Raw genomic sequence first — 20,786 nt, 5'->3', positions numbered from 1 at the left:
GCAACCAGATTTTGACACCCAAAAACATTGTAGAAAAAAGAGGGAAAGCCTGAAGTGTGTTGAATATGTTTTAAGAGTGTTTAAATTCGAACGTAATTTACTATTGGAGTCAGGAGGTGCCACAGACTTGAGCAACAATGACATCATTGTTAGTTTGGACATCGGTACATCCAAAATTCGCGCTATTATTGGGGAAATGAATAATGGAACCTTTAATATTATAGGAGTTGGATCTGCCGACTCGGAGGGAATTCGCAAAGGTGTAATCGTAGATATCGATCAGACGGTGCAGTCGATTCGCAACGCAGTGGATCATGCAGAACGTATGGTAGGTATTCAAATATCCGAAGTGTATGTTGGAATCTCGGGAAATCATATCGGACTGATGAGCAGTCACGGCGTCGTGGCTGTGTCTAACGAGGATCGTGAAATCGGAGAAGAAGACATGGAACGGGTGTTGAAAGCAGCCGAAGTCATTGCAGTTCCGCCGGAACGGGAAATTATTGATGTTGTCGCCAAGCAATATGTTGTGGATGGCTTGGAGGGCATACAGGACCCCCGTGGTATGATTGGTGTTCGTTTGGAAGTTGAAGCAACGATCATAACGGGTGCAAAAACCGCGATACATAATCTTTTGCGCTGCGTGGAAAAAGCGGGTCTGAAAGTAAGCGATCTGGTTCTCATGTCGCTTGGAGCGGGTCAACTGGCTTTGTCCAAAGATGAAAAAACGATGGGTTCAGTGCTTGTTGATATTGGAGCAGGTGCAACAACCATCGCCATTTTTGAAGAAGACAGTCTTGTTGCAACATCAACGTTGCCTATAGGTGGGGAATTCGTAACAAATGATATCGCCTATGGCTTACGCACGTTAACGGATCAGGCAGAGAAAGTGAAACTGAAATATGGTTGCGCCTGGTTGGATGATGCTGCTGCGGATGTGATGTTCAAAGTCACCCGAATTGGCAGTAATGTAGACAAGGAGTTTTCACAGGAGGATCTGGCAGCAATTATTGAACCTAGGGTTCAAGAAATATTCCAGATGATATCCCAAGAAGTGAAGCGTCTTGGTTACAACGAGCTTCCTGGAGGTTATATACTAACGGGAGGTACGGTCTCTATGCCGGGGGTTCTGCAGGTCGCTCAGCATGAGCTTGCTGCTTCGGTACGAGTTGCAGTTCCGGATTATATTGGTGTGCGTGACCCCGGGTTTACAAGTGGAGTCGGCATATTGCACAGTGTAATTCGCAGTTTGCGCATTCGTCCCTCGATCAATAACGGCGGTGGAAATAACAACAACAACAATAATAACAACAAGAAACCGACCAACCGTCCGAAGCCAAATTCGGCACAGGAATCGGAGCAAAAACCCGGTCTGTTCGAGCGGCTGAAGAATATGTTCAGCGAATTTATATAACAGGTTGGATCCATTTCATACATTCTTGAAGCCGTCTGAATGCGCCGGTACTAAAATAAACGCTTTCGTTCGTCGATATATGAAATTGATTCGGTTCAAATCAAAAATTGGACGGGCCATCCATGCACATTGAGGGGGAGATGGAATAATATGTTGGAATTTGATTTCGAGATGGAGAGCTTGGCTCAAATTAAAGTCATCGGTGTAGGCGGCGGCGGAAGCAATGCAGTCAACCGTATGATTGAAAATGGTGTACAAGGTGTTGAATTTATTACGGTGAATACGGATGCTCAGGCGTTACACCTGGCGAAATCCGAGCATAAATTGCAAATCGGTGATAAATTGACTCGTGGTCTTGGTGCTGGTGCCAACCCGGATGTAGGTAAAAAAGCAGCGGAAGAGTCCCGCGATCTGATCATGAACACGTTGAAAGGTGCAGACATGGTATTTGTTACAGCCGGTATGGGCGGTGGTACAGGTACAGGTGCGGCTCCGGTTATTGCCGAAATCGCTAAAGAGTGTGGTGCACTTACCGTTGGTGTTGTAACTCGTCCATTTACATTTGAAGGACGCAAGCGTTCCAGCCATGCAGAGCAAGGTATTGAAGCTCTCAAGGAAAAAGTCGACACACTGATCGTGATTCCTAATGATCGTTTGCTCGAAATCGTAGACAAAAAGACTCCTATGCTTGAAGCATTCCGTCAAGCGGATAACGTACTTCGTCAAGCTGTACAAGGTATCTCTGATTTGATCGCTGTACCGGGTCTGATCAACCTTGACTTTGCTGACGTCAAAACGATTATGCACGAACGTGGTTCAGCCCTTATGGGGATTGGTGAATCAACTGGTGAGAATCGTGCCGCAGAAGCAGCACGGAAAGCCATTATGAGTCCTTTGCTGGAAACTTCTATTGAAGGTGCTCGCGGCGTAATCATGAATATTACGGGTGGCGTTAATCTGTCCCTGTATGAAGTGAACGAAGCGGCAGAGATCGTAACTTCTGCTTCCGACCCGGAAGTGAATATGATCTTTGGTGCCATCATTGACGAAGACCTGAAAGAGGAGATTAAGGTTACAGTTATCGCAACTGGTTTTGAAGATAAACCTGCTCCACCACCACCAGGACGTAAGCCAGCTCCAGCAACAGCGGAGACGACAGATACGCGTTCGCCGAACCTGCGTCCTTTCGGAAATCAGCCGAGCAATGATCAGCTGGACATTCCGACATTTTTACGCAATCGTTCACGCAATAATAACAACGATTAATACGCAAATCAATTTATTGGAAACCCGGTACTCCTTATGGAGCGACCGGGTTTTTTCTGTTTATTTAGATATCATAGCATACAGTAATGAACAAATTCTGAACAAAGGGCCTGAGCAATTCCGACAAAAAAAGTTGGAACCACACCCCCATGATTAGACAGACTTTGAACAGGGGGCTCCGTATACTTGTGAATATGCTCATGAATATCAGGATATCGGGTACCGGTATTTCGATATGTTGCGCGCAGGCAGGTGAAGACTTTGGTTGTTTATGTGGATCTGATTTTTTTGACAAACCTGTGTATTGACGGTGCACTCATCGGAATGACCGCCTGGATGCGCAAGACAAAGCTGGTTTGGTGGCGATGGTTGCTGTCAGCCATTGTGGGTGCATTATACGTGGTCATGATGTTTGTACCGGAGTTTGATTTTATGTTCACCTTTCTGATCAAGTTCGGGTTCTCGCTGGTCATGCTTACGATTGCTTTTGGTTTTAAAGGTCTGCAGGCTTTTGCGAGGACGCTCGGTACCTTCTATGTGATTAATTTTGTCGCTGCCGGAGGTATTCTGGGTGTGCATTACATGCTTCAGAGCTCCGGTGAGTTGTTTAACGGCATTTGGTTCACGGCTTCTGGCGGTATGTCATTTGATCTGAAAATTGCTTTCTGGTTCACGTTTATCGTATTTTTTGCTGTCCTGTTTTTATTCAAAGCTGTGCAGAGCTCAAAACGGAAAACGGATCGCATGACGACCTATTTGGGTAAAGTTGAGGTCTGCATCGATGAGGTAGTCATTTCTTGTACAGGCCTTCTGGATACGGGCAATCAACTTACAGATCCCTTATCGCGCATGCCGGTCATGGTGATGGAGGTTTCGTTATGGCAAGACATGTTACCCGCTTCATGGAAGGTTAGACTCAAGGACGAGGCGCCGGACAACCTTATTCTGGAGCTTGATCAGGAAAGTTTTCAGTGGCAGGATCGACTGCGGCTGGTGCCTTATCGGGGCATTAACAAAGGGACTGCGTTTATGCTGGCAATGAAGCCGGACCGGGTGAAGGTGACGATGGAGGAAACATGTTATGAGACGACAAGGGTACTTATTGGGCTGGATGGAGGTGTTTTGTCGTCGGATGGGAAATACCAGGCCGTGATTCATCCTGAACTTGTGCAAGACGCTGCTTCTGCGCAGTCTACGGCTCTCTCTGCGGGAGCAACAGAAAAGCCGCTGAATGTGGTATAGGAGGAACGTACATGCTTGTGAAATGGAAACTGGTGGCGCAGCTGCAATATTACCGTCTGTTATTTTTGTTGGGACTCAAAAGTGAAGAGATCTATTATATTGGGGGAAGTGAGGCACTTCCGCCGCCTTTGACAAGGGAAGAGGAAGAATTTTTGCTGCAAAAATTATCCTCGGGAGACTCGGCCATTCGCGCGATGCTTATTGAGCGCAACCTGCGTCTGGTGGTGTACATTGCACGAAAATTTGAAAACACAGGAATCAATATTGAGGATTTGGTCTCCATTGGAGCGATCGGATTGATCAAGGCAGTTAATACATTTGACCCGGAAAAGAAAATCAAACTGGCAACCTATGCTTCACGTTGTATCGAAAATGAAATTTTAATGTACCTGAGACGTAATAGTAAGATCCGAACTGAAGTTTCTTTTGATGAACCGCTCAACATTGATTGGGATGGAAATGAACTATTATTATCCGATGTATTGGGTACTGAAAACGATACAATCTATCGGAATATTGAAGAGCAGGTAGACCGGAAACTTTTGCACAAGGCACTGGAAAAATTAACGGAGCGCGAGCGAATGATTATGGAGCTTCGTTTTGGCCTGACGGATGGGGAAGAAAAGACACAAAAAGATGTAGCCGATCTTCTCGGAATCTCCCAATCCTACATCTCTCGACTCGAAAAAAGAATCATTAAAAGACTCCGCAAGGAGTTCAATAAAATGGTCTGAAATACATCTTTGGTCAGAATGGGTATTACTGGCAAGGGTTCCAAGTACGAATAAAAAAGCCTGCCCCGGAGATAATGTACATTAATGTTTCTCCTTGGGAGGTAAATCACGATGACCCGAAACAAAGTCGAGATTTGTGGCGTGGACACCGCAAAATTGCCTGTCCTCACCAACACTGAAATGAGGGAATTGTTTCATTCCCTTCAGCAACACCATGATCGCTCAGCAAGAGAGAAATTAGTGAATGGCAACCTGCGTCTGGTACTCAGTGTCATTCAGCGTTTTAACAATCGGGGGGAGTTTGTCGATGATCTGTTCCAGGTTGGTTGCATCGGCCTGATGAAAGCCATTGATAATTTTGATTTATCCCAGAATGTCAAATTTTCAACCTACGCGGTGCCGATGATTATCGGTGAAATCCGTCGATACCTGCGTGATAATAACCCAATTCGGGTATCTCGCTCCTTGAGGGACATTGCTTACAAAGCACTTCAGGTCCGTGACAGCCTGACGAATAAAAATTCCCGGGAACCGACGATATTTGAAATTGCGGAAGTACTGAATGTGCCGAAGGAAGATGTTGTTTTTGCATTGGACGCCATTCAGGACCCGGTCTCGCTCTTCGAACCGATTTATCATGATGGTGGAGATCCGATCTATGTTATGGATCAGATCAGCGATGACAGAAACAAAGATGTGTCATGGATCGAGGAAATTGCACTTCGTGAAGCGATGCATCGTCTTGGTCAGCGGGAAAAAATGATTCTGTCGATGCGGTTTTTCGAAGGGAAAACCCAGATGGAAGTGGCTGATGAAATTGGCATTTCCCAGGCTCAGGTATCACGTCTGGAGAAATCAGCGATACAGCAGATGCAAAAACATGTAAAGTCATAACACGATGCAAAGGCAGAAGGACGATCAATCGGGGCAGTGTATACCGTTGGTCGTCTTTTTGTTTTGGACCGTTTCCACATTCGATGAAAAACAGGACATTTTTCGCCCCTGAAACATATATTGTATAGAAGCGTGAAGAACGGGCAGAAGAGGAATAACAGGGGGCGGGAATGAATGAAAGTAAATACGAGCGAAGTAGCGGCACGAGGCATGAAAATCTCAGACTTTCAGACAAAGGATGTCATTAACATTACGGATGGTAAACGCCTCGGTCAGATCAGTGATTTGGAGCTGGATCTGAAGCAGGGACGAATTGAAGCGATTGTTGTGCCAGGGTACAGCCGTTTTATGGGTCTTTTTGGCGGGGGAACGGATCTGGTGATTCCCTGGAGAAACATTGTGAAGATTGGTTCAGATGTGATACTGGTGAAGATGGATGAGGTGAAGGAAAATACGTATGACGAGCGTGATCGCGAAGCGCGCCTGTATGATGAACAGCAGCATAACCGCACAGAGCGAGTGGAACGCATTGAACGGTCAGAACGTAATCAGCGTCGAACGATATAAATGAGACAGAATGTGGCTCATTTGGTACACTGGAAGTGGTGAGGTGAGATAATGGAACCCTTTGTATTGGATAAAGAATTACTTGAACGGACCAAGAACCCAAATTCAGATTTCGGTCCTGATCCGTTATTATTATATGTTGAGCCCTGGACACAGCAATTTGAACAGCTGTCAGTCGGGTTTACGACGAGACATGGTGGAGTTGGAAAAGTTCCGTATGCTACGCTTAATTGTGCTTATCATGTGGGGGATGATCCTGAAGTTGTACTTAACAACCGCAGGCTTGTAACCGAGAAGCTTGGTTTTGCAGCAGAAGCATGGACCTGTGGAGAGCAGGTGCATGGCAAACATGTGGCAGTAATTACCGCTGAAGATCGGAGCAGAGGATTACTTGATCGTGAATCTGCGTTGCAGGATACGGATGGATTGGTCACGAATGTGCCTGGTGTGCTGTTGACTTCTTTCTACGCAGACTGTGTTCCGCTTTATTTCTATGACCCTGTGCAGCAGGCGGTAGGTCTTGCTCATGCCGGCTGGAAAGGCACAGTCGCGGGTATCGCTGTATCCATGGTGGAGACGATGGAACGGGAGTATGGCAGCCGTAGGCAGGACATTCGAGCTGCAATCGGTCCGTCGATTGGGGATTGCTGTTATGAAGTGGATGAGGCGGTCATGCAGCATGTACGGGTTTGGTTTGATGATTCCCCGGTTAATGATAAATACGAGGATTCTGCTTCTAAACAAGCATATCGAGCCGTGAATAACGGTAAAACGATGTTAAACTTGAAAGAATGTAATCGACACATTATGATGAAAGCAGGAATAATGCCGGATCATATCGAATGTACAACATGGTGTACAAGTTGTCATCCCGAACTATTTTTCTCCTATCGGAAGGAAAATGGTGTTACAGGGCGGATGGCGAGCTGGATTGGGCTGGAAGAGAGGTGACCCTCTGTGTCATTGGAGGAGCGTATACAACAGGTAAATCAGAAGATCGAGGATGCATGTCGGCGCAGTAACCGTCATCGTGATGATGTGAATGTGATTGCGGTCACGAAATATGTCTCACTTGAAACAACGGGATCGGTGCTGGATCATGGTCTTGAGCATATTGGAGAAAATCGGTGGCAGGATGCACAGGCCAAATGGGAAGCTTTTGGTCAGCAGGGTACCTGGCATTTTATCGGTCATTTGCAGACAAACAAGGTGAAAGACGTGATTGGCAAGTTTCGTTACATCCATTCACTGGATCGTTTGTCATTGGCGAAGGAGTTGGATAAAAAAGCTGCTTCACTTGGCATCCAAGTGGAAACGTTTTTGCAGGTGAATATTTCGGGTGAAGAGAGCAAGTATGGATTACAGCCTGAACAGGCAAGTTCTTTTTTGCGTGATATTCGTTCGTTCAACAATCTCAAGGTCGTTGGCCTGATGACTATGGCACCTCATGAGGAAGATCCGGAGCTGACGCGTCCCGTATTTCGTGGATTGCGTGAGCTGAGAGATCAATTAAATGGACAAGCCCTTACAGCAGAGCCATTGACTGAGCTGTCGATGGGGATGTCCAATGATTTTGAAGTGGCCATTGAAGAAGGTGCAACCTGGGTACGGCTAGGATCGATTCTCGTAGGAAAAGAGGAGGGTTCACGATGGGCGTAATGAATAAATTTATGAATTTCCTCGGACTTCAGGAAGAGGAAGAGATTGTGGAACGTGAACGAATGGCTGCGCAGGAGGAAAATGAGGCTGAACATCAGGAAGCTGAAACCTCCAGTCTCGATAAACGTAGAAACCAAAGGGGGAATAATGTGGTGAGCATTCATTCCCAGAAAAATGTTAAAGTTGTCCTGTATGAACCGCGTTCTTATGACGAGGCTCAGGAAATTGCCGACCATCTGCGTTCGCATCGTACCGTTGTGGTGAATCTGCAACGAATTCGCCAGGACCAAGCGCTGCGTGTTATTGATTTTTTGAGTGGCACGGTATATGCATTGGGTGGCGGTATTTCCAAAATCGGCGGAAACATTTTTCTCTGTACGCCAGATACGGTTGAAATTCAGGGATCAATTACGGAAATACTGGCTGACAGCGAGCAAGATTATAACAGAATGAGGTGAGCCGTTTTTGGAGTCGTTAGTTAATATTTTGGGTTTTGCATATCAAATTTACTTTTACATGGTCATCGTCTACATATTGATGTCATGGCTTCCCAACGCACGGGAAAGCTTTATCGGTGAATGGCTGGGCAAATTAGTGGAACCATATCTAAGTCCGTTTCGCCGATTTATACCGCCTTTGTTCGGTGTGCTGGATATTTCCCCGATTGTGGCGCTGATCGTTCTGCAACTTGCGCTTAATGGGCTAATCTCCATACTCCGGTATTTTGCATATTAGAGGTTGTTCAAAAAGTCCGCTTTTGATTACGAAGGGTGCCTAGTGGCATCGTCAGCATCGAATATGGAATTCAGCCGAAATAAGCGGGAGGCTTACGAAGTATGTTTCCTTCGGAAACATTGTAGTTGCTCACGTAGTTTTTTCTACGCTCCGCTACTCCATCTCTAGCTTTATCCCATCTTCTCGGTACTGAAAACCGGTCTTTTTGAACACGGACTATTAGGGTAGGGTGACATAGATGAGCGGTGAAATTTACGAACATTTTAGCCATGATGAGCGAGATTTTGTAGATAAGGCTTCGGATTGGGTTGAGCAGGCGGGTAAGTATCATGACATGAAGCTAACTGACTTTCTTGATCCAAGACAGGTTTTTATATTACAGACTCTTGCCAATCGCCGTAACGACGTTCAGATTCGTCTGGATGGTGGTTACGAGGCTGCTGAACGCAAGCGTGCGCTGGTTGCACCTGATTATATGTATCTGGATGATGAGGATATGGGAATGCAGGTGCTCAGCATCACGTCTGATGATCAGAAAATCTCGGAGCTGGAGCATGGGGACTATATGGGTTCCCTGCTCGGGCTTGGGATGAAACGTGGAAAGATCGGAGATATCCAAGTGCTGGAGGACGGTTGCCATACAGTGGTGGCGGCGGAAACCGGCGCTTTTTTATCGCTTCAACTGAATCAGGTGCATCGGTTACATGTGTTCACAGAGTTACTTCCTTTGGATCAGATGCGATGGTCAGAGAGTAAACTGGAGACGATGGACATTACGGTCGCTTCGCTTCGTTTGGATGGAATCTGCGCAGATGTGTATCGGCTTAGTCGCAGTAAAGTGCTGGTGCCAATCAAAGCTGGTCGCTGCCGTGTGAACTGGAAGGTTGAGGAAGATCCCTCCAAATCGCTAAAAGCGGGTGATGTCGTATCCATTCAGGGATTTGGCCGTTTCAAGGTTATGGAACAGGATGGGATGACCAAAAAAGGGCGCTGCCGAGTGAAAATCGGCAAATTTGCCTGAGTCTGTTGCAGGAAAATCCGCTTTCTTGTCGAAATGTTTATCATAAAGGTGTAGAAAATACGCGGTGTATCCGATAAACATTAAGTCAAAGCTTTGCATGAACGTTGGAGGATGCAATTCTGATCCTGCATTCCGTATACGTTGCCAAGGTTAGGCATCAACGATACGGCCCCTTGGGTGGTACCCATATGCTGCAAACCTTCTCTGGACGGGAAGGAACTTTAACAGGAGGTGGACAGCATGCCATTAACGCCGCTGGACATACACAACAAGGAATTTTCCCGACGTTTGCGCGGGTATGACGAGGATGAAGTCAATGAATTCCTGGATCAAGTCATCAAAGATTACGAAGGCGTCATTCGCGAGAACAAAGAGCTGAGCAATCAGTTGCTGTCCGTTCAGGAGAAACTGGATCATTTTTCTACAATTGAAGAGACGCTTAGCAAAACGATTATCATTGCGCAGGAAGCTGCTGATGATGTGAAGGGTAATGCGAAGAAAGAAGCGCAGTTGATCGTGAAGGAAGCAGAGAAAAATGCAGACCGGATCGTGAACGAATCGTTGGGCAAATCTCGCAAAATTGCTTTGGAAGTGGAAGAACTGAAAAAGCAGGCCTCGATTTATCGTGCCCGTTTCCGCACGCTTGTTGAAGCGCAGCTTGAACTGTTGACTCAGGATGGTTGGGAAGTGCTGGAGAGCCGGGAGCAGGAAGTGCGTGACCGTGAGCGGGAGATGAAAGAAATTTATTAGTCTGTCGCCTGGTTGACTTTTGTCTGCAAAGAGGCTATAACTATATTCATAATGAATAGTGATTCCATGACGGGTTCAGTACGTTATGATCTCATCCCTCAGAGAGTTGGTGGTTGGTGCAAACCAATGGATGAGTTATAGCCGAATATCTCCCCGGAGAAGTGACGCTGAAGCGGTGATTATGATTGCCGTGTGTAAGCCGAACCGTAAGCCGTACGTTATAACGGCACCCTGCAGTAGTTTAGCGGGGCATAAGCGCTGTTGATGACAGAGCATACCCAGGCTTGCCTGGATGTGGTTTGTGATGAACAGAATTAGGGTGGTAACGCGAGTATAGCCTCGTCCCTTTCCAGGGACGGGGCTTTTTTGTGTCCAAAAAAGGCGAACGTCCATGAGGCCCGAAGGGACCTCAAGGAGAGAGCCGCCCGCCGGGAGAGCGAAGCACCCGGCAACACCCGCCTCGCAGTAAGGCCATGCGGCGTTCACGCAGGGAACAGCCCCAAAATGGCCGCCACTACGCACATTAACCCTCGCCCATAACCGCCACCGATCCGCCAACGACAACCCATCCCGGGTGTCCAGAGGGCGGAGCGCCTATGGGGTCCCCCTTGGCAAGGGGGATTTAGGGGGATTGAAACGCTTTTTGTGGACGGTCCACAATCCAACCAAAGAAAGGGAAGATAATCATCATGCAACGAGTTGACGTCAAAGAGAAGGCACGTGCCAGAGAATTACGCGTGTTAGATAAATGGAAAACGGAGAATACATTCAAAAGGTCCATCGAAAACCGGGAGGGAAAACCAAACTTCGTATTTTATGAAGGGCCGCCTACAGCGAACGGAAAACCGCATATCGGTCACGTACTGGGACGGGTAATCAAGGATTTTGTTGGACGGTATAACACGATGAAAGGTTACCGTGTCGTTCGTAAAGCGGGTTGGGATACACATGGTCTGCCTGTAGAACTGGGTGTACAGAAAAAGCTTGGTATCTCCCACAAGTGGGAAATCGAAGATTACGGCGTGGAGAAATTCATTAACGAATGTAAAGCGAGCGTATTCGAATACGAGCAACAATGGCGTGATCTGACAGAAGGTATCGGATATTGGACGGATATGAATAACCCGTATATCACCCTTGATAACAACTACATCGAGAGTGTATGGAACATCCTGGCGACAATCCATGAGAAAGGCCTGTTGTATCGTGGTCACCGTGTGAGCCCGTATTGTCCTTCTTGTCAGACAACACTGAGTTCCCATGAAGTTGCACAAGGGTACAAAGACGTCAAAGATCTGAGTGCTACAGCGAAATTCAAACTGAATGACAGCGGAGAATTTGTACTGGCTTGGACGACAACACCTTGGACACTGCCTTCACACGTTGCACTTGCCGTGAATCCGGATATGGACTACTCCCGTGTTCGTCAAGGTGATGAAGTGTACATCATGGCAACCAATCTGGTTGAAAAAGTGATGAAAGATACCAAGGGTGAGTATGAGATCATCGGTGCACTGAAAGGTGCCAATCTGGTTGGCAAAACGTATGATCCTCCGTTCAACTACGTACAGGCTGAGAAAGCCAACATCATTCTGGGTGCAGGCTTTGTAACGGATGCAAGTGGTACGGGTATCGTACACATGGCTCCTGCCCATGGTGAAGATGACTATCGTGTATGCCGTGAGAATGGGATCAGCTTTGTGAACATGGTGGACTTGGAAGGCAAATTTGTCGCTGAGGTTACTGACTTTGCGGGACGTTTCGTGAAGGATTGTGATATTGATATCGTGCGATATCTGTCTGAGCATGGACGGTTGTTCAGCAAAGAAAAATATGAGCACAGCTATCCATTCTGCTGGCGTTGTGATACACCGCTTCTGTACTATGCGATGGACAGCTGGTTTATCCAAACAACAGCCATCAAGGACCAATTGATTGCCAACAACAGTGAAGTGGATTGGTACCCAGGTCACGTTCGTGAAGGTCGCTTTGGGAAATTCCTTGAAGATCTGGTGGATTGGAACATCAGCCGTGATCGTTATTGGGGAACTCCGCTGAACATCTGGGTGTGCGAGGAGACTGGCGAACAATTTGCTCCACACAGCATTGCAGAATTGCGTGCTCGTGCGGTAGGTGATGTGCCAGAGAATCTTGAATTGCATAAACCATATGTGGATGACGTTAAAGTCATGAGCTCTTGTGGCAAATATGAGATGAAACGTACACCGGAAGTGATCGATGTCTGGTTCGACAGCGGCTCCATGCCGTTTGCCCAGCAGCACTATCCATTTGAAAATAAAGAAGTATTCGAACAGCAGTACCCTGCGGATATGATCTGTGAAGGGATTGACCAGACACGTGGCTGGTTCTACAGCTTGCTGGCGGTTTCCACCCTTTTGACAGGCAAAGCGCCTTACAAAGCGGTTATGGCTACAGGACACGTTCTTGACGAGAACGGACAGAAGATGTCCAAATCCAAAGGTAACGTTATCGATCCTTGGGAAGTAATTGAAGAATACGGTACAGATGCATTCCGCTGGGCTTTGTTGTCTGACAGTGCACCGTGGAACAGCAAACGTTTCTCCAAAGGTATCGTAGGCGAAGCAAAATCCAAAATGGTGGATACGCTGGTCAACACCCATGCATTCCTGACGCTTTATGCTACCATTGATGGATTTGATCCACAGGAGCACCCGTTCCAACTGTCCGCACACAAGCTGGATCGCTGGATTCTGTCGAGACTGAACAGTCTGATCCTGGTTGTAGAAAAAGCATTGCTGGTTAACGATTATCTGAACTCCTCCAAAGCGATTGAAGCATTTGTTGATGAGTTGAGTAACTGGTACATCCGTCGTTCCCGTGACCGGTTCTGGGGAAGTGGGCTGACAGAGGATAAACTGGACGCTTACCGTACATTGACTGAGGTACTGGTGACTACCGCGAAGTTGGTTGCTCCGTTCACACCGATGCTGGCAGAAGACATCTATTTGAACCTTGCAACAGGTGAGAGTGTGCACATGGAAGACTATCCGGTAGCTAACGAAGCGCTGATTGATGCAGGACTGGAACAGGATATGGAGACGGCTCGCCGCGTGGTTGAACTTGCCCGTAACGTTCGTAACGAAACAGGCATCAAGACACGTCAGCCGCTGTCTGAATTGATCGTTTCCCTGGATAAAGGCTTTGACCTGACAAGTTATGAAGAGATCATCAAAGAAGAGATCAATGTAAAAGGAATCCGTACGGAGCATAATGATGCGGAATTCGTTGACTTTACATTGAAGCTGAACCTGAAAGTTGCAGGTAAGAAATACGGTAAAAACGTAGGGTTCCTGCAAAACTTCTTCAAGGGAATGTCAGCCGATGAGACGCGTAAAGTGGTTTCGGAAGGTGTACTGAACATCGTTTCACCGGAAGGCGAAGAGCTGCAAGTAACGAGTGAAGAATTATTGGTTGATAAACAGGCCAAATCAGGTTTTGCTTCAGCATCAGGTTACGGTCTGACGGTTGCGCTGAATACCGAAATCACGGTAGCCTTGGAACAGGAAGGTTGGGTCCGTGAAGTGGTTCGTGCTGTGCAGGATACCCGGAAACGTCTGGACCTGCCGATTGAGAAAAGAGTACGTTTGACACTGGATGTGGATGCATCCCTTCAGGAAGCTATTCAGGCGTTTGATGATGTGTTGCGTGAAAATGTTCTCGTAACCGAAGTTACATTTGGCTCGAATGAGTCCATGGAACGCGTTGAAGCCGGAGGCAAATCGATCGGTATTTACATCGAAGCGTAATTCGGAGCATGTCCCATTCAATTAGGACAGAATATAGAGTATAAACAAACGAGCCGCAGAGGCAGGGACATATTCCCTGGTTCTGGGCTCGTTTGTTTTTTAGGTAATAAGGCAATGATTCTATAGTGCAGTCAATCTATATTGATCAAAGGAACTGACCAAAACATGAGCGAACATGACAAGCAAACCGCATCCACTTCACAACAATCAACATCAGATAATTTCAATTCCCATGACAAAATTGAAGAGTTACATACCCTGACGAACCGTCTGGCGAATGAACTGGAACGTTCACGAATAGCGCAATACACAGAATTGCTGAACAGACCATGGAAATTGATTGGACTTAACCTGTTGTCTGGAGCCGCACGAGGTGTGGGGATTGCGATTGGGTTTACCTTTTTCGCAGCAACGATCATTTACGTTTTGCAGCTACTTGGGGCGCTCAATCTTCCCATTGTTGGAGATTACATCGCTGATATTGTGCGCATTGTCCAGCGCCAACTTGATATGAACACATACTAAGCGATTAAGCGAAAAAAGCAAATGATATCAAAATGCAATTAATACGTGTCATCCGTCTCCATATCCGGTTCTAACAGACCCTCGCCCTCACGGTTCTCCAGGTACTGGCGATATTGCCGATTGCGCACGATGGAGACGTCATGACCATAGATGTCCGTGGCAACAAAGCTTTCGTACGCTTCAACGCAGCCTTCCACTTCATCGGTGGCTTCAATCGCCATAACATCATAGCTGTCGATATCGCGTCCTTCAGCCATGGCTGGTGAGTTCGATGTGCCCCAGCTTTCAACAATCTGCCAGGTGTCTTCACCATCGAAGCCATTTTGATCATCATGCTCGTCCAGACTGGTTCGACCAAATGCCGGGGCAAGGAATTCTTCCTCTACAGGGCGGTTCTCAGAGACAACGGTTTCTGGTTGATGTTTTTTGCAGTATTTGGTGTAGGGGACAGCTTCCATGCGTTCATAAGGGATGGGTTGCTGGCAGACCGCACATGTACCGTAATGTCCTTCTTCGATGGAGTGCAGTGCAGAATCGATTCGTTCCAATTGGAATTCATCATGTTCCAGTAGGGAAATATCTTTCTCGCGTTCATACACCTCCGTAGCTATGTCTCCAGGATGATTATCAATTGGTGATAATTCACCTGTCTGTAGTTTAAGGGAATCTCCAAGGCCATAATGCTCGTTTTCCGAAAGTCTATGTTCAATATCGCGCTTATCGGACATCAGTTGGGAACGTAGAAATTGTAGCTGTTCGTTAGTAAAATGTGACATGATTTTCCCCTTTCTGCTTTCATGCTGAAATCCGGATTTTGACTCTATTGTAGGATGTGCCATTGAGGGCAAGATTACAGAAGGGAAATGTTATCGTTTTTGCCATAAGCATTGCGATGTAGCGCGTCGTGGACGATTTCCAAACAGCTGTGCTACAATAAACAAGTCTGGCGTAAGCCTGGTATCGTTTGGAAAAGACAAGAACGGAGTGACAAACAAACGTGGTGTATTATATCCTCGCTTTTATCGTATTTTTATTGGATCAGGGAACCAAGTATCTGATTGCAACCCGGATGGAACTCAGAGAAGAAATTCCGGTCATTGGCAATTTCTTTGTCATCACATCACATCGTAACTCAGGAGCAGCATTTGGCATTCTGCAAGACCAGCGTTGGTTCTTTATCGTGGTTACGTTGATTGTGGTCGTTGCCTTGATTTGGTATTTGCAAAAGGTAAAAGATACCCCGCACAAATTGCTGCCTGTGGCGCTTAGTTTGGTGCTTGGTGGAGCAATTGGCAACTTCCTTGACCGGGCATTGACCGGAGAAGTTGTAGATTTTGTACAACTTAATTTTGGAAGTTATACGTTTCCCATTTTTAACATCGCCGATTCGGCAATCTGCATCGGTGTAGGGTTGATCATAGTGGAGACATTGCTTGAAGGACGGCGCGAAAAAGCAGCCGCGAAGATTGAAGGGAATGAACATCATGAGTAATCCGAATAAGGAACAGATTAACGACGAAGAACTAATGAATGGCAATGAACGTATGGAATGGACCGTTGCCGCTGAACATAAAAAAGAACGAATTGACAAATATATTACGGAAGCCGTGGATAACGTATCTCGCTCCCAAGTTCAATTGTGGATCGGAGACGGAATGGTTACGGTAAATGGTGCTGTAGTCAAAGCCAATGCCAAGTTATCCGAAGGGGATCTGGTTGAGTTACAGATTCCAGAACCAGCTGCTGTGGAGATCATTGCCGAAGATATTCCGCTGGAAGTGGTATATGAAGACAGCGACCTGATCGTGATCAACAAACAGCGTGGTCTTGTGGTGCATCCGGCACCAGGACACACGTCGGGTACCCTCGTTAATGCACTTATGCATCACTGCAAAGACCTCTCGGGTATTAATGGGGAGTTGCGTCCTGGTATTGTGCATCGTATCGATAAGGATACATCCGGCCTGATCATGGCTGCCAAGAACGATCGTGCTCATGCATCACTGGCTGCTCAGTTGAAGGAACATACGGTGAATAGACGGTATATTGCGCTTGTTCATGGTCATCTTAATCATGATCAAGGTACCATTGATGCACCGATTGGACGGGATACCAATGACCGCAAAATGTATACGGTCACAGAACGTAACAGTAAACATGCCGTTACGCATTTTACCGTTACAGAGCGGATTAATGATTACACCTTGCTGGAATTGAAACTGGAGACAGGACGTACTCACCAGATTCGGGTTCACATGAAATTTATTGGTCATCCGCTTGTAGGAGATCCAACTTATGGACGGAATAAAGGCATCAAAATGCAAGGACAGGCTCTTCATGCGGCCATTCTTGGATTTGTGCATCCAACAACGGGAGAATACCTTGAATTTTCAGCTCCGATTCCGCAAGATATGGAAGACGTGCTCGCCTCGCTACGCAGTCGTTAACAGCTCCAAGAAAGTACAAATGTTCGGATACTTTGTCCATGGCTTTGATCACGCAAATGCTTCATATTAAAGTGTAGAAATTTGCGTCAAATGAGGAGATGAACAACGTTATGAGTATCGATAAATACCAAGAAACTTACATTCAGACTAATTTTGCCGACCGTATCGGTGGCTCCAACTATGGTAAAGACACGAACATTTATAAATTCGAGAAAATCAAACGTGCCAAAGCTTCGGCCAAAAAAGATTTTCCCGATGTGGAACTGATTGACCTTGGTGTAGGTGAACCGGACGAAATGGCTGATGCAGGCATTGTAGCTGCACTTGCAGAAGAAGCTTCCAGACCTGAGAACCGTGGTTATGCCGACAATGGTATTCCTGAATTCAAAGCTGCGGCTGCTTCCTACCTGAAAAACGTATTTAACGTAGAAGGTATCGATGCAGATACTGAGATTGTACACTCCATTGGTTCAAAACCGGCTTTGGCGATGATGCCTTCATGCTTCATCAATCCCGGTGATGTGACGATCATGACCGTTCCAGGTTACCCGGTTATGGGTACACATACGAAGTATCTGGGTGGAGAAGTATTCAACATCCAATTGACGAAAGAGAACAACTTCTTGCCTGATCTGACGGCTATCCCGGAAGACATCGCAAAACGTGCGAAGTTGCTCTACCTGAACTATCCGAACAACCCAACAGGCGCAAGCGCGACGGTGGAGTTCTTCACTGAAGTTGTGGAATGGGCTAAGAAATACAATGTTGTGGTTGTACATGATGCTCCATACGCAGCATTGACGTATGATGGCAAAAAACCGTTCAGCTTCCTGTCTGTACCTGGTGCGAAGGATGTCGGCGTAGAGCTACACTCTCTGTCCAAGTCCTACAACATGACGGGTTGGAGAATCGGATTTGTAGCGGGTAACCCGCTTGTAGTCAAAGCATTCAGTGACGTGAAGGACAACAATGACTCAGGTCAGTTCATCGCGATTCAAAAGGCTGCTGCTTATGGATTGAATCACCCTGAAATTACGGAAAAAATTGCAGAGAAATATTCTCGCCGTCACGACATGCTCGTTGCCGCATTGAACGAACTGGGCTTCCAGGCTGAAAAACCTAAAGGTTCATTCTTCCTGTATGTAGAAGCACCAAAAGGTGTGGTTGGCGGACGTCGCTTCGAATCCGGCGAAGATTTCTCCCAATTCCTGATTCGTGAGAAACTGATCTCATCCGTACCTTGGGATGATGCGGGTAACTTTGTTCGTTTCTCCGTAACCTTTGAAGCGAAGGGTGAAGAGGAAGAAAAACGTGTTATTGCTGAGATCAAACGTCGTCTGAGCGATGTACAATTTGAATTTTAATCGCATTACCCAATAGTTCAATCATGTACTAACGAAGAGACCGAAAACGGTCTCTTTTTTTATGTCCATATTAGAATTTTTTCATTTACTCCCTTTACAAAATTATACAAGCAACATATGATTAGATCTTTACGTTATTTGTTATATACAGAAGTTGTTGTTGAAGGGAGTTATTACAATTGTTATCATCACGAACAAGTACGGTGTCCTCACCGGCTACAGGAACAGGCAGTACAGTGTCAGGATTAATCAGATTGTTAAGACCCAAACAGTGGACTAAAAATCTGCTGTTATTTGCTGCGTTACTATTTTCTTTTGAAGAGATTCGGACTGAAACCATTCTTGCGACGTTGCTTGGTTTTATTCTATTTAGCCTTGTTGCAGGCTGTGTTTATATTTTAAATGACTTTGTAGACCGGGACAGGGATCGACAGCATCCGGTGAAAAAGTATCGTCCTATGGCTTCTGGGCAGGTGAATCCGAGTCATGCTTTGTTGTTTGGCATTATTCTATTAATCCTTTCCGTAGGAACGGCTTTCATGATGAACCCTCTATTCGGGGTGTTATGTATCGTTTATTTCCTGTTGAATGTATCGTATTCATTTGTGCTGAAACATCTCGTTATCCTGGATATGATGACCATTGCAGCCGGCTTTGTACTTCGTGCCATTGCAGGTGGTGTGCTGATCCATGTGCCATTCACACCGTGGTTTTTGATCTGTACGATGCTGTTGTCGTTATTTCTGGCCATTGGCAAACGGAGAAATGAACTTACGTTGCTTGAAGGAAATACGGGATCACACCGTAAGGTTTTGGATAACTACTCCATTACGTTACTGGATCAATTCAATACGATTGTGACAACAGCTACGATTATCAGTTATTCCCTGTTCACATTCACTTCAGATCGAACCATTCATCTCATGTGGACGATCCCATTGGTCATTTACGGCATGTTCCGTTACCTGTATCTGATCCACATGAAGAACCAGGGAGGTTCGCCCGATCGTGTGCTGTTTGAGGACAAGCCTATATTAATTACGGTTATGTTGTATGTGATAAGTGTTGTTACAATATTTGCAATCTTTGAATAAAGGCTGAGGGGGATCAGGGTGAAAAGCACGAAAGTCGCAATTTTTGATATTGATAAAACGATCATACGCAGTGATTCCATGTTTCAATTTGTGCATTACGGTGTTCGCCGTTACCCGTGGCAGGTATGGAGATTACCTGTCATTGCATTACATACCGTGTTATTCAAGGCAGGTTTTATGACGGTTGAACAAGTCAAACGATCCTACTTTCAAGAAATTGAGCGTATGTCTGAAAAAGATCTCGAACATTTCTTTGATACTCGCTTGCGTACGTCCATTTTTGCCGAGGCCAGTGTAGAGATGCAACATCGCAAAGAAGCAGGGTATCATGTCTTGCTAGTAACTGCATCTCCGCATGCCTATATGAAATACTTTAATAATTTTCCCTGGGTGGATCATGTAATTGGAACTGAACTTGTCCGTCATGAGAATGGTTACACATGCAGAGTTGATGGCAGCAATTGCAAAGGGGAAGAGAAGGTACGCCGAATTCAGGCTTATCTGAGTGAGAAGAATATGGTCATTGATTATGACCAGTCATGTTCCTACTCGGACTCCTTATCCGACCTTCCAGTCATGCAACTTGTAAGTCAACGATACTTTATTAACAAGCGTGTTCCGGACATGGAGGCATTAACGTGGGGGAAATAAAATCGCGTCATACTGGTAAATGGTTGATGCTCGTTTCCGCTTTTCTGACAGCAACGGGTCAATTGTTTTGGAAATGGGGACTAACCGAGTGGATTTACCTAGGTGTTGGTTTTCTGTGTTATGGACTTGGAGCGATTTTGATGATTAAAGCTTTTGCTCTGGAAAAACTCTCAGTTGCTTATCCTCTGATGTGTGCCAGCTACGTATTTGCCTTAATCTATGGGTATTTTTTGCTTGGGGAAGAAATTACGGTGCAAAAGCTGGCAGCAGTTGTGTTGCTTGGAATCGGGGTGACATTAACCAGTGTTGATCGATAGCTGGATGGTTGCCGTATTAATTGTCATGACGTTGTGTGGTGCACTGGGCGGGGCCGGACTGAAAGCTTATGCGACAAGTCGCAATCGTCTGCATGTACTCATGGGACTTGGATTCTACGGAACTGGTGCGTTGCTGAATATTGTATTGCTGAAGTTTCTTCCATTAACCGTAGTGTTGCCTGCGAACGCATTAACATATGTCTGGACTCTCATCATAGCTCGGCTGGTATTTAAAGAGACAGTGGGCCCTTTACGCTGGATAGGTGTGGCATGTATTATGGGTGGCCTATGTTTATTGGTATTTTAGAACTTAATTAA

The 20,786-nt window shown here is 46.0% G+C and carries 22 protein-coding genes and 1 other annotated feature; of the genes, 21 read left to right on the top strand and 1 reads right to left on the bottom strand.

The genetic code is table 11. From position 1 onward, the window contains the following. Positions 1-127 precede the first annotated feature (127 nt). The 14 genes from ftsA to MKY01_RS21735 all read left to right on the top strand — a co-directional run bounded on the left by ftsA (position 128) and on the right by MKY01_RS21735 (position 14,595). Positions 128-1,414, top strand: a complete 1,287-nt coding sequence (gene ftsA / locus MKY01_RS21800) for a cell division protein FtsA (RefSeq protein WP_127545343.1) — start codon at positions 128-130, stop codon at positions 1,412-1,414. A gap of 150 nt (positions 1,415-1,564) precedes the next feature. Further along, entirely contained in the window at positions 1,565-2,680 is a 1,116-nt protein-coding gene (ftsZ, locus tag MKY01_RS21795) for a cell division protein FtsZ (protein WP_017687306.1), read from the top strand. A gap of 261 nt (positions 2,681-2,941) precedes the next feature. After that, positions 2,942-3,922, top strand: a complete 981-nt coding sequence (gene spoIIGA / locus MKY01_RS21790; RefSeq protein ID WP_339283487.1) for a sigma-E processing peptidase SpoIIGA — start codon at positions 2,942-2,944, stop codon at positions 3,920-3,922. A gap of 11 nt (positions 3,923-3,933) precedes the next feature. Beyond that, positions 3,934-4,656 carry an RNA polymerase sporulation sigma factor SigE gene (gene sigE / locus MKY01_RS21785; RefSeq protein WP_017687308.1) on the top strand — a complete coding sequence of 241 codons (723 nt, stop codon included), beginning with the start codon at positions 3,934-3,936 and terminating at the stop codon, positions 4,654-4,656. Between the two features lie 111 nt (positions 4,657-4,767). Next, the gene (sigG, locus tag MKY01_RS21780) at positions 4,768-5,550 is read left to right on the top strand and encodes an RNA polymerase sporulation sigma factor SigG (protein WP_017687309.1); all 783 of its coding nucleotides are present in this window, start codon (positions 4,768-4,770) and stop codon (positions 5,548-5,550) included. A 174-nt stretch (positions 5,551-5,724) separates the two neighbouring features. After that, entirely contained in the window at positions 5,725-6,117 is a 393-nt protein-coding gene (locus tag MKY01_RS21775) for a YlmC/YmxH family sporulation protein (protein WP_017687310.1), read from the top strand. 51 nt (positions 6,118-6,168) lie between these two features. Continuing rightward, a complete protein-coding gene (pgeF, locus tag MKY01_RS21770) occupies positions 6,169-7,068 on the top strand; it encodes a peptidoglycan editing factor PgeF (protein ID WP_339283486.1) in 900 nt (299 codons plus the stop codon). Between the two features lie 6 nt (positions 7,069-7,074). Further along, complete coding sequence (locus MKY01_RS21765) at positions 7,075-7,776, top strand: YggS family pyridoxal phosphate-dependent enzyme (RefSeq protein ID WP_036614854.1); 702 nt, start codon at positions 7,075-7,077, stop codon at positions 7,774-7,776. Continuing rightward, positions 7,767-8,234 (top strand): cell division protein SepF, encoded by a 468-nt coding sequence (locus MKY01_RS21760; protein WP_036614853.1) that lies wholly within the window; start codon positions 7,767-7,769, stop codon positions 8,232-8,234. Before MKY01_RS21765 ends, MKY01_RS21760 begins: the two co-directional genes overlap by 10 nt. 7 nt (positions 8,235-8,241) lie before the next feature. Continuing rightward, complete coding sequence (locus tag MKY01_RS21755; RefSeq protein ID WP_017687314.1) at positions 8,242-8,511, top strand: YggT family protein; 270 nt, start codon at positions 8,242-8,244, stop codon at positions 8,509-8,511. Positions 8,512-8,749: 238 nt separating this feature from the next. Beyond that, positions 8,750-9,532 (top strand): YlmH/Sll1252 family protein, encoded by a 783-nt coding sequence (locus MKY01_RS21750; protein WP_307416744.1) that lies wholly within the window; start codon positions 8,750-8,752, stop codon positions 9,530-9,532. Between the two features lie 240 nt (positions 9,533-9,772). After that, positions 9,773-10,282: a DivIVA domain-containing protein gene (locus tag MKY01_RS21745; protein ID WP_017687316.1), complete on the top strand. Its 510-nt coding sequence runs from the start codon at positions 9,773-9,775 to the stop codon at positions 10,280-10,282. Positions 10,283-10,339: 57 nt separating this feature from the next. After that, positions 10,340-10,632, top strand: a binding site (T-box leader). Positions 10,633-10,971: 339 nt separating this feature from the next. Next, positions 10,972-14,070, top strand: coding sequence for an isoleucine--tRNA ligase (gene ileS, locus MKY01_RS21740; protein ID WP_282320765.1), 3,099 nt, complete (start codon positions 10,972-10,974; stop codon positions 14,068-14,070). Positions 14,071-14,235: 165 nt separating this feature from the next. Next, on the top strand, positions 14,236-14,595 hold the full coding sequence (locus tag MKY01_RS21735; RefSeq protein WP_339283483.1) for a DUF5665 domain-containing protein: 360 nt from the start codon (positions 14,236-14,238) through the stop codon (positions 14,593-14,595). 38 nt (positions 14,596-14,633) lie between these two features. Here MKY01_RS21735 and MKY01_RS21730 read toward each other — a convergent pair whose 3' ends face one another. Continuing rightward, positions 14,634-15,371: a TraR/DksA C4-type zinc finger protein gene (locus MKY01_RS21730; protein WP_339283481.1), complete on the bottom strand. Its 738-nt coding sequence runs from the start codon at positions 15,369-15,371 to the stop codon at positions 14,634-14,636. Between the two features lie 221 nt (positions 15,372-15,592). On the opposite strand from MKY01_RS21730, the gene lspA reads away from it, so the two are divergent. The 7 genes from lspA to MKY01_RS21695 all read left to right on the top strand — a co-directional run bounded on the left by lspA (position 15,593) and on the right by MKY01_RS21695 (position 20,775). After that, positions 15,593-16,087 carry a signal peptidase II gene (gene lspA, locus MKY01_RS21725; protein WP_017687321.1) on the top strand — a complete coding sequence of 165 codons (495 nt, stop codon included), beginning with the start codon at positions 15,593-15,595 and terminating at the stop codon, positions 16,085-16,087. Continuing rightward, entirely contained in the window at positions 16,071-17,042 is a 972-nt protein-coding gene (locus tag MKY01_RS21720) for an RluA family pseudouridine synthase (RefSeq protein ID WP_091028499.1), read from the top strand. Before lspA ends, MKY01_RS21720 begins: the two co-directional genes overlap by 17 nt. A 110-nt stretch (positions 17,043-17,152) precedes the next feature. Next, positions 17,153-18,406 (top strand): LL-diaminopimelate aminotransferase, encoded by a 1,254-nt coding sequence (locus tag MKY01_RS21715; protein WP_036674844.1) that lies wholly within the window; start codon positions 17,153-17,155, stop codon positions 18,404-18,406. Between the two features lie 203 nt (positions 18,407-18,609). Then, a complete protein-coding gene (locus tag MKY01_RS21710) occupies positions 18,610-19,500 on the top strand; it encodes a decaprenyl-phosphate phosphoribosyltransferase (RefSeq protein WP_074096975.1) in 891 nt (296 codons plus the stop codon). 18 nt (positions 19,501-19,518) lie between these two features. After that, entirely contained in the window at positions 19,519-20,151 is a 633-nt protein-coding gene (locus MKY01_RS21705; RefSeq protein WP_036614827.1) for an HAD-IB family hydrolase, read from the top strand. Then, positions 20,139-20,468, top strand: coding sequence for an EamA family transporter (locus MKY01_RS21700; RefSeq protein ID WP_017687326.1), 330 nt, complete (start codon positions 20,139-20,141; stop codon positions 20,466-20,468). The genes MKY01_RS21705 and MKY01_RS21700 overlap by 13 nt, the downstream gene beginning before the upstream one ends. After that, complete coding sequence (locus MKY01_RS21695) at positions 20,455-20,775, top strand: EamA family transporter (protein WP_315371630.1); 321 nt, start codon at positions 20,455-20,457, stop codon at positions 20,773-20,775. The genes MKY01_RS21700 and MKY01_RS21695 overlap by 14 nt, the downstream gene beginning before the upstream one ends. Positions 20,776-20,786 lie beyond the last annotated feature (11 nt).

It is taken from the genome of Paenibacillus sp. FSL R5-0486, from assembly GCF_037975155.1.
In the GTDB taxonomy this organism is placed as follows: Bacteria; Bacillota; Bacilli; order Paenibacillales; family Paenibacillaceae; genus Paenibacillus; species Paenibacillus amylolyticus.
Note: the sequence above shows the minus strand (reverse complement) of the source record. Positions and strands in the feature narration are given on the sequence as shown.